The sequence below is a fragment of the Paucisalibacillus globulus genome, from assembly GCF_900184735.1.
Classification (GTDB): domain Bacteria; phylum Bacillota; class Bacilli; order Bacillales; family Amphibacillaceae; genus Ornithinibacillus; species Ornithinibacillus globulus_B.
This window is the reverse complement of the sequence record NZ_LT855393.1, coordinates 68,849-83,986: the sequence shown is the minus strand read 5'-3', so window position 1 is coordinate 83,986 and position 15,138 is coordinate 68,849. Positions and strand designations below refer to the sequence as shown.

Genomic DNA, 15,138 nt, shown 5'->3' with positions numbered 1-15,138 from the left:
TCCCTTTTATGTGTTTTAAAAAATAAAAAAAACCCGCCCCTTCAATAAGGGGCGAGTTTGCGCTCGCGTTACCACCCTAATTCTACAGTGAAAATAAAAAACTGTAGATCTCAGCAACGTACTATCATACGTGTTCCGTTGTAACGGCGGACAACCCGTCAAAGCTTACTCATTTTCAGCTTTGCATCTCAGAGATGATTTTCGGATAGGGACTGAACACCGTTTTTCACCAAACAACGGCTCTCTTTGGATCAGTTTTCCTAACGTACTGCTCTCGTCATCGATTTATATATTAAACGTAATTTATCAGATAAAAATAATTCTGTCAATGTATTTTTATAATTTACTAAAGAATAAAATAAAAATATAGTTGGGATAATTCTAATCTCGCTTTGATATGTATGGCCTCTTAACGTAAAAAAGAAATTGCTTATTATTGTTAAATGCCATAGTATGAATTATAGTAATATTTTGAAATAATATAATGAAGTGAGAACAAGAAGAATGGAGAGATTCTTTGAAAAGAAACAAAATTATTTATATAATAGCTGGATTTTTAATGATTGTTGTCCTTGTAATGGGGTATTTTAATGTATCCTTTTCTTTACCGACTACATTTAAAGAAATGGTAGAAAAGCAAATTATTCAAGATGAACAACTTGTTATGACTAATCTAGATATGGAAAGAATTGCTTCCATACGTATTGAAGTTCCTTTTTCTGGCGAAGAAGAAGTCAGAATTAAGGATAAAGATGTGATTTCTACCTTACTTCATCATGAACTACGTATTTATAATGGTGGGAGATATAAAGAAAGTAATGACGAGTTTGATCTATATATTCGGTTTTATGGTTCAACTCATAGGTATACAATCGCTAAAGAGTATATAAAAACGGATGATGGTAATTACATAGTGTTAGATGATAAAAATAGTCTTTTTGAATATATGGAAACCTTATATGAGGGAAAATAAATGAACAAAAAATAAATAAAAAAGTAAATCCTACTCTGAGGTTAGGAGTAGGATTTTTTATTGCTATAACAAAAATATAGGTTAATTGTTAATTAATCTAAAAATTTTTTGCTATTTATCAAACAACCCATTACGACTTGTTTTATACTAAAGAAAATGACCAGGGAGTGAGGGAAAGTGTACACAATCGGGAAATTGTCTAAAAACACAGGTGTAACCAAAAGGACATTAGATTATTACGATGAAATTGGATTACTTCACCCATCATCCAAAACAGAAGGAGGACACCGGTTATATAGTGAGGATGATGTCATGCAGCTCGAGCGGATTTTAGCACTAAAGTATATGGGTTTTTCCTTAGAAAAGATTAAAGAGATACTTGGCTCACAAGCGTTGAATTGGCAAGAATCTATTCAACAGCAATTAGAAATGGTCAAGCGTGAACAAGAGCGGTTAAAGATGTTGGAACAAGCTCTTCTCGGGGTATCTTATTCGATTGAATTTGAGGAAGAGGTCAATTGGTCTATCATTTATCGTATCATTCAGTTTTACCATCAAGATCCAGAGGAAGTATTTCAGGAATACCATCATCACCTTGGGATGGAAGAGATACAGAAGTTGGCCGATATCAATGCCAGGATGACAGAAGAGGATGTTCATGAATGGATGAAGGCTATTCATGATATTAAAAAACACATCCATATAGACCCAAGTTCTAAAGAGGCACTGGAGCTTGCCAAGCGTTGGCTGGATCGAGCTGAAAAGATGTTTGAAGGGGATGAAGAGTTTATGGAGGGATTATGGGAACCCCTTCAAGACTTACAGGAAGGCATTGCGTTTTATCCAATGGATAAAGAGGTGGTTGGATTTTTACAGCGTGTCTCGGAAGCACATGCAGCTGGCAAGTAATGTTGAGTAGGAAAAACTATCCTTTTTACTCCAACATATTGATTTTTCCTAAATAAGTTCTATAATTACCTCGGAGACCATTAAAAATTTCTGCTAACTAGTTTAATATATTCCGGAAATCGGGGGAAAAACATGGCAATTAAATTGAGCAAAACTCGTATAGAAAAAGATTTTTTAGGAGAAAAAGAAGTTCCGGTTGATGCCTATTATGGCATTCAAACATTACGAGCTGTTGAGAACTTTCCTATTACAGGATACCGAATTCATGAAGAATTAATTAAGGCAATGGCCATTGTGAAGAAATCTGCAGCTCTTGCTAATATGAATGGTAAGCGCCTTCAAACAGAAGTTGGTGAAGCAATCGTTCAGGCAGCAAGTGAATTAATAGAAGGAAAGTGGCATGATCAGATTATTGTCGATCCAATCCAAGGTGGGGCTGGAACATCGATTAATATGAATGTAAATGAAGTGATTGCGAATCGTGCTATTGAAATCCTTGGGAAGGAAAAAGGAGATTATTCTATTTGCAGTCCAAATACCCATGTTAATATGTCACAATCAACCAATGATGCATTCCCTTCTGCTATTCATATTGCGGTACTTAACTTAATGGAAAAATTAATACTAACCATGGATGAGATGCAACATGCCTTTCAACAAAAAGCGATAGAATTTAGTGATATCATTAAGATGGGACGCACCCATCTACAAGATGCGGTACCGATTCGATTGGGGCAAGAATTTGAGGCGTATAGTCGTGTTATTGCACGTGATATCAAGCGTATTAAGCAATCCCGTCAGCATCTATATGAACTAAATATGGGAGCGACGGCTGTAGGAACGGGACTTAATGCAGATCCTCGTTATATTGAAGTGGTAATAGCCCATCTTGCGGATATTAGTGGATTACCATTAACTGGTGCGGAACACCTTGTAGACGCAACACAAAATACGGATGCGTACACCGAAGTATCGTCCGCCTTGAAAATTTGTATGATGAATATGTCCAAAATGGCAAATGACCTCCGTCTCATGGCCTCGGGTCCAAGAGCAGGGTTAGGTGAGATTTCATTACCAGCTAGACAGCCAGGTTCATCGATTATGCCTGGTAAAGTGAACCCGGTCATGCCAGAACTTATAAATCAGGTTGCCTTCCAAGTAATTGGAAATGACCATACAATTGGTCTTGCATCTGAAGCAGGGCAGTTGGAATTAAATGTAATGGAGCCTGTTTTGGTATTTAATTTACTACAATCTATCAGTGTGATGAATAATGCATTCCGTACATTTACAGACCATTGTGTAAGAGGCATTACAGCAAATGAAGATAGATTAAAAGAATATGTAGAAAAGAGTGTCGGGGTAATTACAGCAGTTAATCCGCATATCGGCTATGAGCGTGCCGCACAAATTGCATCGGAAGCAATTCAAAGTGGTGTGCCTGTAAGAGACCTGTGCTTGAAATATGGTGTGCTCACAGAAGATGAGTTGAATATCATCTTAGACCCATATGAAATGACCCATCCGGGTATTGCTGGTAATGGACTACTGGAAAGAAAGTAATCATTTGATAGGGACTGCCATTTATCGTAATAGATAAGTGGCAGTCTTTTTATGTTTATAACTCTAATGTAATGGGGGTATCTCCTTTATTATTCATCAGGCGAATCTCAGTTGGTTCAATTTGAAGAATGATTAAATTCGGATCATCAGGACCACTAAACCAAACGGCCATATGATCGTTCCAAAGCTTATTTTTCAGATCAGTATCTTCTTTAATGGTAACGTTGCCCGCATAATCTACATAGGAATCCCCATAACCTTCTCCGTCATATCCAATTAATATATGGGTATGAGGATTTTCGGCAAGTTCCTCTGCTTTATCGGTGTCTTTGCTGGTAGGAGTATATAGGACCAGATCTTCATTGTAGAAAGTCATATATCGTACATGTGGCTTATTTCCCTTTACAGTTGCCATAATCCCCGCGTTGTCACTAGCTAGGATATCTTCAATCGATTTCCTTACCTCTTGTTGTTCCATTTATCCATCTCCTTCATTCTAATAAAAAAGTCGTGCAAAAAGGCATTCCAATCTTATTATGAAATATTAGGAAATAGATATACGTAAAAGTATTATTTTTCAGGGCGAAACCATGGGGACAGGTTCTTTGGCTCAATTGTACTGGCCCCGTAGTATTTAAACCCCTACCTCACTCATAATTGCGTGTGTATTTCCTTCTGTATCCCTAAAGAATGCCATCCAGATCTCAACATTGCCCATTTTTCCAACCACATGTGGCTCATCAACAAAGGTAACTTCTTTTTCAAGCAATTCTTCGTAGTATTCATGAAGATTATTCACTTGAAAATAGATAACAGAACTGGCGTAAGCAAATTCCTCTTGTTCAGGTAGACTTAACATGAGTCTGAGGCCATTACATTCAAAAAATGCCAACCCATCCGTATGAAATAATAGTGTAAGACCAAGTGTATCTTTATAAAACGCAATTGCTCTTTCTATATTTTTGACAGGTATTCCGATTTGACCAACTTTTTCTATTTGATATATTTCCATTAATCTAACCCCCCAATATTTTACGGATTTTTCAGATAAATATATTATATAGGACGATAGGGTATTATTACTAGAAACAAAGAAAATAGAAAAAGATTAAATACCTAGGGATTTTTCTTCTGAAGAACCAAGGAACCTGTCCCCATGGTATAAATCGCATCAGATTAGTAATAGGAAAATAATTCTGATAAACTATTAATATGATATAATGAAATCAGAAATGATGTATTACTAGGTTGAATCCTTTGTTTTTAAAAGGGGAACCTGCATCGTTTTCTGCACTTCTAGAAGATAGGGATGGGGAAAATGGGCAACAATGAAAATAAAACAGATGTTATTTTAATTGGTGCCGGTATCATGAGTGCAACTTTAGGTTCACTTTTGAAGGAATTAGTACCGGACTGGAATATTACTGTGTTTGAACAATTGGGTAAACCCGGTGAGGAAAGCTCTAATGAATGGAATAACGCAGGAACGGGGCATGCTGCGCTATGTGAGCTTAACTATACACCAGAAAAATCCGATGGAACAATCGATATTACGAAAGCGATTAAGGTGAATGAACAGTTTCAACTTTCTAGACAGTTTTGGTCTTATCTTGTAAATAAAGATTTAATTCAAAATCCTCAGGACTTTGTTATGCCGTTACCTCACATGAGTTTAGTTCATGGAGAACAGAATGTGTCCTTTTTGAAAAAACGATTTGAAGCGCTATCAAAAAATCCTTTATTTGAAGGAATGGAGTTTTCGGATGATCCAGGGAAGCTAAAAGAATGGATCCCAGTAATTATGGATGGCCGTACTTCTGATGAGCCAATCGCTGCAACGAAGATTGAATCGGGAACAGATGTTAACTTCGGTGCATTAACTCGGTCCTTGTTTACGCATTTAGAAAATCAAAATGTAACCATCCATTACAAGCATAGTGTGAAAAACATGAAACGTACCAGTGATGGTTCATGGGAAGTGAAAGTAAAAGATATTGAAAGCGGAACCGTAAAGCGCCATACAGCTAAATTCGTCTTCCTTGGAGCTGGTGGTGGAAGCTTACATCTTCTACAAAAGTCAGGAATCCCAGAAGGAAAAGGAATTGGTGGATTTCCTGTTAGTGGTCTATTCATGGTGTGTAATAATCCAGAAGTGGTCGAACAACATCAGGCGAAAGTCTATGGGAAGGCAAAGGTTGGTGCGCCGCCAATGTCTGTACCACATCTAGACACACGATATATCGACAATAAGAAATCATTACTGTTCGGACCATATGCAGGATTCTCGCCAAAGTTCTTGAAAACAGGATCATATCTAGATTTATTCCTTTCTGTAAAACTGCATAATGTTATTAATATGATTGGTGCAGGTTTAAAGAATCTTGGTCTTACGAAATATTTAATTCAACAGGTTCTACTATCCAAAGAAAAGCGTATGGAAGAATTACGTGAATTTATTCCGAATGCGAAGAGTGAAGATTGGGATATGGTGGTAGCTGGTCAACGTGTTCAGGTCATTAAAGAATCAGAGGCTGGTGGCAAAGGTACACTTCAGTTTGGTACAGAAGTGGTCAATGCTGCAGACGGCTCAGTAGCAGCTTTACTAGGTGCTTCTCCTGGTGCATCCACTGCTGTTCACGTAATGCTAGATGTATTAGCAAGATGTTTCCCAGAACGTATGGATGAATGGGAACCAAAAATAAAAGAAATGGTCCCTTCCTATGGCGTATCACTAACCGATAACCCAGAGCTTGCAAGAGACATTCATACAACAACAGCTCAAGCTCTTAAATTAACGAATGTGTATCAAGAAGCGTAAATGAATTGATGATAGAATGGTAGCTCTGATCTTAAGAGTTACCATTTTTTGTTTATATCTAAGAAATATCGCATTCTGATTATTTATTCAGAAATGAAAAAATACTCTCGGTTTATTGTGTTATACTTGTACTAAAATATGATTCTTTTTCTTTGGTTATTTTTTATAGATTGTTGCTTAACTCGTGGCTAATAACTTTTTGGGGGAGCACCATACCCGCTACGGAAATACACTCCGCTGGTATTAAGTGAATATTAAAAGCACTTAAAACCAACGCAAAAGTCGTTTACTACCTTAAATTAGAAAACCCAAACTAGCGCAGGCAGAATACGGAGACTCCTCGAAATAAAGAACAATTTTCTTCGTGCGATGTTTATGCTGCCGAAGCCTTCCTAGTCCTACGGGAATAGCACGTGTCCGAAGACTCCTAGAGAGGCGAACTTTCCTCGAGGAGGCTGAGGCCGTGCCCGTGGAAAGCAGAGTATTCTGCCGGAGCGGTGTCGCACAGTTATACCCATTAACTAATTGTGTTGTATTTAAACCAGTTAGTGCACAGTTTCTATCGACTATTTGATAGGTTAGCCTAACCTAAACACCAACAATCTCTTTAGAAAATAACCATCTTAAATGACTTGGGGGACAGCTGCATGAATGCAATAGAAACAAAAATGGATTTAATGAAACGAACGAAAAAGGGTATTGCCATGTTTTACGTTGGAACAGTGTTTTGGTTGTTAATGGGGATTCTAAGTTTCATTGATATGCACATCAATCTATTAGGATTATTTCATTTGATCGGGATAGGAATGCTATTCCCTTTGGGGCTACTTGTATCAAACCTATTAAAGATTGATTTTGTTGCGAAGGATAATCCATTATCCAATATAGCTGGCGTAATCGGAGGTATGCAGATCCTGTTTGCACCAATCTTAATTCTAGTCTACATAGAAAGAATAGAATGGCTACCATTTGTTATAGCGGTACTAACTGGAGCACACTTCCTACCATTCAGTGCATTATACAATAGTAAAGCATTTATTTTTCAATCGATAGCTGTTGTTGTATTTGCTTCCGTTATGGGCTTAATATTTATGGAGCATGTTTATACGATTCTACCATTTGGGTTAAGTATCATTTACTTGATTACTAGTATATTGTTAACGAAGGAAAATAAGAGATTGACGCAAAAATAGCATAATGATGATAAACAAAGGGGACCGAAGCAATAACTTGCGGAGGTCTTTTATTTTTTGTTGAGAATACACTCATGAATGAGAGAGGCAATAAATATAATGACAACAACGTGATTTATTAAGTAAAAATATATTGGGAGGAAGTAGCTATGACTGCAGGTCTTACTATCATCTTATTACTAGTATTATTATTACCATTCTTCGTAAAACCGATAGAGAAAAATCTAGAACCCTTTTTATTTCTAATGGGATTGGTAGCGGCAAAGGTTAGTGGTGTTTTTCATTGGGAATTATTTGTACAGGCCATGAAGGACCCAATTTTCATTACCATCGCTGTTTTAGCTGCAGGGCTATTATTCAAATGGTTGAAAACTCCAGTTGAAAAAAGAATGTTGATGATTAGTAATAGGGTTGATATCCGCTTGTTTCTTTCGGTGATCATTGTTGTTTTAGGATTGTTATCGAGTGTGATTACTGCGATTATTGCGGCCATTGTGCTTGTGTCAATTGTAAGTATATTGAATCTGGATCGGAAGACGGAAGTACAAACGGTCATTTTAGCTTGCTTTTCGATTGGTTTAGGTGCGGTATTAACACCAATTGGAGAACCTTTAGCAACCATTACAACAAGTAAACTTCAGAAGGACTTCTTTTATTTGTTTCAATTAATTGGTTTTGAAGTCGTACTGGCTGTTGTTGTAATTGGCTGGATTGCCTTTTTCACATTGAAACCTAAAAAAAGTACGGATAGTTTAAAAGGGATTAATGAAGCAGAAAGCTATGCGGAGATTATGATACGTTCCTTTAAAATTTATTTGTTTGTAATGGGATTAACATTGCTTGGTGCAGGGTATGAGCCATTAGTAAATCGTTATTTATTGGACTTACAACCAGGGATGCTTTACTGGATTAATATGATCTCCGCTGTGTTGGATAATGCTACATTAGCTGCAGCAGAAATTAGTCCGGCCATGAGTACAGAAACTATTCGATTCTTGCTGTTAGGCTTAATTATTAGTGGTGGAATGCTCATTCCTGGAAATATTCCTAACATCATCTCTGCTAATAAGCTAGGGATAACTAGTAGAGAATGGGCAAGATATGGAGTGCCTTTTGGTTTGATGGTGATGATTGTGTTTTTCATTTATTTGCTCTTTGTGGGATAAGTTATCGTAGTTATCTATGCTATGATAATGACGTGGAGGGAAAATGATGAAACATATCTATGCTTACGAGAATACGAGTGATTACGAAAAATATCAGAGTACGATTGAACGGTTTTCAGAGGACTTATTTGCGTATCAACAAGAATTACAGGAGAATTTTCAATTAAGGGATTTGCCAAAGGGAATCGTATGGACAACATCGGAACTTGCTACGACGACTTTTTCCACGATTCCAATCCCGGCTTTTACCAATAAAGATTTAATCTATTTCTCGCCAGATGAGGATGATTGGAGAAAGCTGTTTATTAACCAATTAGAGGGTAAGAAACATCCTGAAATAGAAGATTTTTATTTAACAATGCCTGATGTACATATCTTTACTATTTTAGCACATGAATTGACCCATCACTTGGATTTGTTCCCTGATGAGTTTGATGAGGAACGCCGTGATAGTATTTGGTTTGAAGAAGGAATGTGCGAGTATTTGCCGCGGAGAATTATTCTGAGTGATTTTGAATTTGACCGATTTGCACATATTGAAGCGGAGTTAATTAAGATGTTCAAAGATAAATACGGGAGACACTCCTTGGATGAATTTGGACAAGCAAGTTACAAGGGAAGTCTAACTAGTATTATGTTTGATTATTGGAGAAGCTTTCATGCGATCAAATACTTGGTTGAGGAACGAGCTAATCATAATGTTTATCAAGTGTTTGAAGAGTATCATCGGTGGTATGAAGAAGGAAGGAAACAACCATTGACAGCGTTTTTGGGGATAGAGGATCTATTCAGATAATAGTAAGCTGGGTATCAGAATACATAACGAAAGAACCACCTGGTAAATCCTACAGGCATTTACCAGGTGGTTCTATTATTTAACAACTAATACGGGACAATTCGCTTCATCCAATACTTTTTTACTCACACTACCCGTCACAATCTTCTTAAGGCCACTAATTCCACGGTTACCCATGATGATCAAATCAATATCCTCTTTATTTGCAAATTCGATAAGTTTATCTGCGGGCTTTCCTACTAACACTTCATAGTCAGCTTTAATAATGGTTGAAAGTTTTGACCTTGCATCAGCAACGATTCGTTCTGTTATATGATCTAGTTGCTGGGTGTTTTCTGTTTCCCGGTATACTCCTTCACCTGGAGTGGGCACTACTCCAACATAAGTGCTGGAATAAAATAATCTAGGATTATCGTTTGGGGTGGCTCCCGGTTTTAAGCTTGTCTCGGTTGATGAATCATGCACATAAGTAACGGTTAGCTTTGCGTCACTTAACTTTGATAAGTATTCCGCTTTTTTTAGAGCTAATACACTAGAATCAGACCCATCAAATGCAACTAAAATATGATTAAATCCTTCCACGTAAATCTACTCCCTTCCCGAGTTCGTGTGCTTTAGGATTTACTATTCTATTCACTTTTTATGGGTCAAATAAACATAAATGGTGTTTAAAAACAGATGACAATAATATTACAAGGGAATCTAAATAAGAAAAAAAGCATTGGAATTTTCCAATGCCCGAGCCTCCTGAGACTGCTATTTCCACCACTCATCATAAATAGATACAGCGGTATTTCGTTTATGTCTTGAATTCATGTATAATGTTTCAATTCGTTCCTTACTTGATTCGGATACTTCTTTTCCTTCTAAATATTGGTCAATTTCTTCATAGGTTACACCTAATGCTGTTTCATCCGGAAGTGCTGGTTTATTTTCTTCTAAGTCAGCTGTCGGGGTTTTTTGATATAAATGTTCTGGGCACCCGAGTTCTTTTAGTAATTGTTTGCCTTGACCTTTATTTAATCCGAATAGTGGTATTAAATCACATCCGCCATCACCATGCTTTGTGAAGAATCCTGTAACGGCTTCACCTGCATGATCAGTTCCAATGACAAAGCATTGATGAGTTCCACCAATACTATACTGTACCTTCATTCTTTCCCGAGCCTTTTCATTACCTTTTAGAAAATCACTGATGGACACGCCGGCATCATGTAGTGAGGCAACACTGGCATCAACCGCATTTTTAATATTGACAGTAAAGACTTTACTTGGATTAATAAAGTCAATCGCATCTTGACAATCGTCTTCATCAAACTGCTCTCCATAAGGAAGGCGAACCGCGATAAATTGATATTCTCCTGAAGTGGATTCATTTAGTTCATCCACAGCTAATTGAGCGAGCTTCCCAGCTAGTGTAGAATCTTGTCCACCGGATATACCTAATACATATCCTTTTGAGAAACTGTTCTTCTTTAAATATTCCTTTAAGAAGTCCACTCGTTTTCTAATTTCCTCTTTCGGGTTGATAGTAGGTTTTACTTCTAATTCTTTAATAATGGTTTCTTGCAAGTTGCTCATAACGATACCCCCTTGTATAGTGCTATAGTAGAACATCTTTTATTATTTTGTCTACTATTTCTTAATGTTGTGACGTACTTCTTCAATCTTTTTCATTTTGTTTTCCCATGTTTTTGTACTTAGGTCCACCGGGTATTCCTCTGGGTTAATCGTCCGTTTATATTCATCCCATAACAGATCTAATTGTTTTTCTACATAGTCTTGTATATCGGTTAGACTTGGTGTTTGATACACTAATTGACCATCCTGAAAAATGGTATGATGTAATTCAATTGCTTCAAAACAGGTCACAAACTTACTAATGTAGGTGTGGATGGGATGGAACATCTTAATTCGTTCCTCTTGATTCGGATCTTCATGCTCGAGGGTAATATAGTCCCCTTCAGAACGTTGATTGGTTGTATTGATGATGCGATATACTTTCTTTTTCCCTGGTGTGGTTAGTTTTTCTGGATTACCAGATATTTTGATTGTATCTTCTAATTCACCATGTTCATTTTCGATGGCAACTAATTTATAGACCGCACCCAAAGCAGGTTGGTCGAAGGCGGTAATTAGTTTCGTACCTACCCCGTACACATCAATCTTAGCCCCTTGGGTATGGAGGCTAGCGATTGTGGATTCATCTAAATCATTTGATGCGTAAATCTTCGCGTCCTTAAATCCAGCTTGATCTAACATTTTTCTTGTTTCTTTTGACAGGTATGCTAGGTCCCCGCTATCTAAACGAACTCCTAAGAAGTTAATTTTGTCCCCGTATTCTTTTGCTACCCGAATGGCATTGGGTACACCGGATTTTAAGGTATCATACGTATCCACCAAGAAGACACAGTTTTTATGACGTTCAGCATATTTACTGAAGGCTACATATTCATCTTGATAGGCTTGAACCATCGCATGTGAATGGGTTCCAGCGACTGGGATGCCGAATAACTTTCCAGCCCGAACATTACTTGTAGCGTGGAAACCACCAATGAAAGCAGCGCGAGTACCCCAGATGGCAGCGTCCATTTCTTGTGCTCTTCTAGAACCAAATTCCATGAGTGTCTTATCTGTAGCTAGATGTTTAATACGAGAGGCCTTAGTGGCAATTAATGTTTGGTAATTAATTATATTTAATAGAGCTGTTTCGAGCAGTTGGGCCTCTACTAACGTTGCTTCGACACGGAGTAGCGGTTCATTTCCGAATACGATTTCCCCTTCTTGGACAGATTGAATGGAACCGGTGAAACGTAATGTTTTTAAATAACTAAGAAAATCTTCTTTATAACCTAACTCTGATAAGTATTGGATGTCCGTCTCCGTAAATTTAAAGTTTTGGATAAAGTTGATTACCTTTTCCAATCCGGCAAAAACAGCATAACCGTTTCCGAATGGTAACTTGCGAAAGTATAAGTCAAATACTGCGCGGCGTTCGTGGACATTATCCGCCCAGTACGTTTCTGCCATATTGATTTGATATAAATCGGTATGAAGGGCCAGACTATCATCCGAATAGTTCATGACAACAACCTCCTAAAGTGGGTGTTATGTTATTCTTTCCAATTTATTTCTTACAATTAGTTTTTTACTACTTTTCGTATGGATACCGGGTAATTCTCATTCGATTGAAGTGCCTTTCTTTATATTATAAGCAATAATCTTTAGAAGGACCAAAAGAGGTACGGTAATTACCGGAATTATTTAGACATTTCATAGCAGATGCGAGGTTGAAAGGAAGAAAGAGCATGTGCCGTGCATCATTTTGAAGGGGAATGTAGATTGAAAAGAAGAAAAGGCATGTGCCGTGCATCATTTTGAAGAGGAATGTAGGTTGAAAAGAAGAAAGGGCATGAGCCATGCATCATTTGGCAGGGAGATTTAGGTTGAAAGGAAGAAAGGGCATGAGCCATGCATCATTTGGCAGGGAGATTTAGGTTGAAAAGAAGAAAAGGCATGTGTCGTGCATCATTTTGAAGGGGAATGTAGATTGAAAAGAAGAAAGGGCATGAGCCATGCATCATTTGGCAGGGAGATTTAGGTTGAAAGGAAGAAAGGGCATGAGTCATGCATCATTTTGAAGGAAAATGTAAGATGAAAAGAAGAATGAGCCCAGGCTATGCACCTATATGAAAGGACATTTAGGCTGGAAGTACGATAGCAACTAGACATGAAAATATTTGGAAATGGACATAACCTGTTGAGAGGAAGACATCCTAATAAAAGAAATGCAACTCAACTAATTGGTGAAAAAAGCACTAAAAAACAGACACCATACCAAACAAAGTATGATATCTGTTTTGCCCTATTTTTATTGAGCAATAATCACCATGCTATCAAGCGACTCCTGATGACCACTTGCTTGATTCATTATTTCAAAATAACTATGAACCAGTGTTTGAATTCTAAAAGGAGCTTGTTGGAATTCTGCTCGTATATGATTTGCATAATCTTGTTCCCATTTACCATCTTGTAGATAGGACGCATCAAGTGTTTGTTCTTTCGTAATGGTAAAGCCTGCTTTAAGTAAGAACTCTTGAATTTGTGTTTTGTGGAAAAGATTTTGGATATTTCCATCATTGTTTACGAATGAGGAATATAGCGCCAAGATCGTAGCGGCACAGAAGTGGTTACGCTGGGATTCCCGCGTGTAATCCAGATTCCATTCTGCAAAGCAGATTCGTTTTGCTACTTGTTTTATCTTGTTAAAGTAGTGAAAAAGATCTTGTGGTTGTCGGAAGTACCATGACGAATGGGATAACACGACAGCATCAAAAGTCTCATCCACTTTAACATTACTAAAATCGGTTTCGAAATGAAACGTAATTCGTTGACCTAATTCAGACTGCTTCAGAATATCTGTCGCTTGCCTTAAGGTTAATGGGGCTCCGTAATCTGGACTTGCAATATCAATCGCCACAACATGCCCATCCTTTCCAACAGCATCTGCTAGAGCGACTGTTGTGTCACCTTGACCACAACCAATTTCTAATACACGCATACCCTCTGTGATTTCAAAAGCATCCACCAAGTCTAAACGATGTTGTAGCTGAACTTGTTGAATTGGATCGTTTTGAAATAAGTTGTATTGATTTATAAAGCGAGATGTTTTTTCATTTATATTTAACCGTTCCATGTGGTTGTTCCCCTCACTAAGTTTATAGAATATGGTATAGCTTGAGGAGGTTCTGCACTCCTCATTCGTTAGTTGTCTGTAACATCCACCATCAATTCATCGACTCCTTCGTATGTTAGTTTTAAGTTTATCATGGGTAATGTAGCGTGTATATGATTTATAAATAGGTAGGGCAGTTAAAAGGGGACCTGAGTCCATTGGTTTTCCAATTGAATAATATAAGTAAAGGTGATAATATAGCGATAATTTAACCATTTGGAGGTATGAATCATGAGAAGTGTCACGTTAACCGATCTATATAACCACCCCATCACACAGAAGTATGTTAGACGTTCTGGAATGGCTCATGCTATTGCAGTTGCTCATCATGCCTTTGATTTGGCAAAGGAACATCATGTAAACCCAGATCTCGCAGCAAAGGCTGGATTTCTGCATGATATTGGTCATTATGAATGGTATAACGACGGAGAATGGGATTATGATCTGTATCGAAATTATGATATTCATCCCATTAAAGGAGCAGAACGAGCACATAAATTACTCGTTCGATTAGGTGAGGATAAACATGCGGCAAAAGAAATTGCACATGCGGTTCTATTTCATACCGATTCCGCTCTTCCTAAGGGAGATTATCAACTTTCCCCATTACAAAAGGTTGTTCACCTAGCGGATGAGATGGATAAACAACCCGGTGATTTTCACCATTATCGTAGCAGCGACAAGGAAAAGGAACTATCCCTTATTCAAGAACTAGACCGAAAAATTGATTCCTCTCTCTAACATGTAAATTCCCACCATTTCAAAGGCTGTCGAAACAACAGCCTCGTCACCTCCCCTTTCTACAATACAAACACCATTTCTTCCAAATAGAAAGCCTGGTTTGGGGTTGAATCCTTTGAATTTACCTCCATGGCCTGTACTATTTTCTAGTTTTTTCGCACAATTAGTATCATTTCTTCTAGGCAAACATACTATTATTCTGGCAGGATTATATTTAGGTGAGGGAGGACAATTCTGTGGATAA

The 15,138-nt window shown here is 37.6% G+C and carries 14 protein-coding genes and 1 other annotated feature; of the genes, 8 read left to right on the top strand and 6 right to left on the bottom strand.

Going from position 1 to position 15,138, the window contains the following annotated elements:
• Positions 1 to 44 precede the first annotated feature (44 nt).
• Positions 45 to 290: a binding site (T-box leader), on the bottom strand.
• Positions 291 to 517: 227 nt separating this feature from the next.
• The 3 genes from BN999_RS12860 to aspA all read left to right on the top strand — a co-directional run bounded on the left by BN999_RS12860 (position 518) and on the right by aspA (position 3,445).
• Positions 518 to 973, top strand: coding sequence for a hypothetical protein (locus BN999_RS12860; protein ID WP_096271964.1), 456 nt, complete (start codon positions 518 to 520; stop codon positions 971 to 973).
• A gap of 195 nt (positions 974 to 1,168) precedes the next feature.
• Complete coding sequence (locus tag BN999_RS12855; protein WP_373453634.1) at positions 1,169 to 1,882, top strand: MerR family transcriptional regulator; 714 nt, start codon at positions 1,169 to 1,171, stop codon at positions 1,880 to 1,882.
• A gap of 132 nt (positions 1,883 to 2,014) precedes the next feature.
• Positions 2,015 to 3,445, top strand: coding sequence for an aspartate ammonia-lyase (gene aspA / locus BN999_RS12850; RefSeq protein WP_096271961.1), 1,431 nt, complete (start codon positions 2,015 to 2,017; stop codon positions 3,443 to 3,445).
• A 55-nt stretch (positions 3,446 to 3,500) separates the two neighbouring features.
• On the opposite strand, the gene BN999_RS12845 is transcribed toward aspA, so the two are convergent.
• Together BN999_RS12845 and BN999_RS12840 are read right to left on the bottom strand one after the other, a co-directional pair.
• Positions 3,501 to 3,923 (bottom strand): pyridoxamine 5'-phosphate oxidase family protein, encoded by a 423-nt coding sequence (locus tag BN999_RS12845; RefSeq protein WP_096271960.1) that lies wholly within the window; start codon positions 3,921 to 3,923, stop codon positions 3,501 to 3,503.
• 156 nt (positions 3,924 to 4,079) lie between these two features.
• Complete coding sequence (locus BN999_RS12840; RefSeq protein ID WP_096271958.1) at positions 4,080 to 4,457, bottom strand: VOC family protein; 378 nt, start codon at positions 4,455 to 4,457, stop codon at positions 4,080 to 4,082.
• Positions 4,458 to 4,754: 297 nt separating this feature from the next.
• On the opposite strand from BN999_RS12840, the gene BN999_RS12835 reads away from it, so the two are divergent.
• The 4 genes from BN999_RS12835 (at position 4,755) to BN999_RS12820 (ending at position 9,418) form a co-directional block, all read left to right on the top strand.
• A complete protein-coding gene (locus BN999_RS12835; RefSeq protein WP_373453633.1) occupies positions 4,755 to 6,263 on the top strand; it encodes a malate:quinone oxidoreductase in 1,509 nt (502 codons plus the stop codon).
• Positions 6,264 to 6,910: 647 nt separating this feature from the next.
• Complete coding sequence (locus BN999_RS12830; protein WP_096271953.1) at positions 6,911 to 7,456, top strand: DUF7010 family protein; 546 nt, start codon at positions 6,911 to 6,913, stop codon at positions 7,454 to 7,456.
• 149 nt (positions 7,457 to 7,605) lie between these two features.
• Positions 7,606 to 8,622 carry a DUF1646 family protein gene (locus tag BN999_RS12825; RefSeq protein WP_096271951.1) on the top strand — a complete coding sequence of 339 codons (1,017 nt, stop codon included), beginning with the start codon at positions 7,606 to 7,608 and terminating at the stop codon, positions 8,620 to 8,622.
• Between the two features lie 46 nt (positions 8,623 to 8,668).
• Positions 8,669 to 9,418: a hypothetical protein gene (locus BN999_RS12820; protein WP_096271949.1), complete on the top strand. Its 750-nt coding sequence runs from the start codon at positions 8,669 to 8,671 to the stop codon at positions 9,416 to 9,418.
• Positions 9,419 to 9,493: 75 nt separating this feature from the next.
• On the opposite strand, the gene BN999_RS12815 is transcribed toward BN999_RS12820, so the two are convergent.
• The 4 genes from BN999_RS12815 to BN999_RS12800 all read right to left on the bottom strand — a co-directional run bounded on the left by BN999_RS12815 (position 9,494) and on the right by BN999_RS12800 (position 14,114).
• Positions 9,494 to 10,000: a universal stress protein gene (locus BN999_RS12815; protein ID WP_176481977.1), complete on the bottom strand. Its 507-nt coding sequence runs from the start codon at positions 9,998 to 10,000 to the stop codon at positions 9,494 to 9,496.
• A 174-nt stretch (positions 10,001 to 10,174) separates the two neighbouring features.
• Positions 10,175 to 10,999 carry an ammonia-dependent NAD(+) synthetase gene (gene nadE / locus BN999_RS12810; RefSeq protein ID WP_096271945.1) on the bottom strand — a complete coding sequence of 275 codons (825 nt, stop codon included), beginning with the start codon at positions 10,997 to 10,999 and terminating at the stop codon, positions 10,175 to 10,177.
• 54 nt (positions 11,000 to 11,053) lie between these two features.
• Positions 11,054 to 12,502 carry a nicotinate phosphoribosyltransferase gene (locus tag BN999_RS12805; protein ID WP_096271943.1) on the bottom strand — a complete coding sequence of 483 codons (1,449 nt, stop codon included), beginning with the start codon at positions 12,500 to 12,502 and terminating at the stop codon, positions 11,054 to 11,056.
• 787 nt (positions 12,503 to 13,289) lie between these two features.
• Positions 13,290 to 14,114, bottom strand: a complete 825-nt coding sequence (locus tag BN999_RS12800; protein ID WP_096271941.1) for a class I SAM-dependent methyltransferase — start codon at positions 14,112 to 14,114, stop codon at positions 13,290 to 13,292.
• Positions 14,115 to 14,384: 270 nt separating this feature from the next.
• On the opposite strand from BN999_RS12800, the gene BN999_RS12795 reads away from it, so the two are divergent.
• On the top strand, positions 14,385 to 14,894 hold the full coding sequence (locus BN999_RS12795; protein WP_096271939.1) for an HD domain-containing protein: 510 nt from the start codon (positions 14,385 to 14,387) through the stop codon (positions 14,892 to 14,894).
• Positions 14,895 to 15,138 lie beyond the last annotated feature (244 nt).

What these genes read in the sequence shown, in the direction of transcription:
- BN999_RS12820 (WP_096271949.1), top strand. Translation starts at nt 8,669, where the DNA reads ATGAAACATATCTATGCTTACGAGAATACGAGTGATTACGAAAAATAT.
- BN999_RS12830 (WP_096271953.1), top strand. Translation starts at nt 6,911, where the DNA reads ATGAATGCAATAGAAACAAAAATGGATTTAATGAAACGAACGAAAAAG.
- aspA (WP_096271961.1), top strand. Translation starts at nt 2,015, where the DNA reads ATGGCAATTAAATTGAGCAAAACTCGTATAGAAAAAGATTTTTTAGGA.
- BN999_RS12805 (WP_096271943.1), bottom strand. Translation starts at nt 12,502, where the DNA reads ATGAACTATTCGGATGATAGTCTGGCCCTTCATACCGATTTATATCAA.
- nadE (WP_096271945.1), bottom strand. Translation starts at nt 10,999, where the DNA reads ATGAGCAACTTGCAAGAAACCATTATTAAAGAATTAGAAGTAAAACCT.
- BN999_RS12825 (WP_096271951.1), top strand. Translation starts at nt 7,606, where the DNA reads ATGACTGCAGGTCTTACTATCATCTTATTACTAGTATTATTATTACCA.
- BN999_RS12795 (WP_096271939.1), top strand. Translation starts at nt 14,385, where the DNA reads ATGAGAAGTGTCACGTTAACCGATCTATATAACCACCCCATCACACAG.
- BN999_RS12800 (WP_096271941.1), bottom strand. Translation starts at nt 14,114, where the DNA reads ATGGAACGGTTAAATATAAATGAAAAAACATCTCGCTTTATAAATCAA.
- BN999_RS12835 (WP_373453633.1), top strand. Translation starts at nt 4,755, where the DNA reads ATGGGGAAAATGGGCAACAATGAAAATAAAACAGATGTTATTTTAATT.
- BN999_RS12840 (WP_096271958.1), bottom strand. Translation starts at nt 4,457, where the DNA reads ATGGAAATATATCAAATAGAAAAAGTTGGTCAAATCGGAATACCTGTC.
- BN999_RS12845 (WP_096271960.1), bottom strand. Translation starts at nt 3,923, where the DNA reads ATGGAACAACAAGAGGTAAGGAAATCGATTGAAGATATCCTAGCTAGT.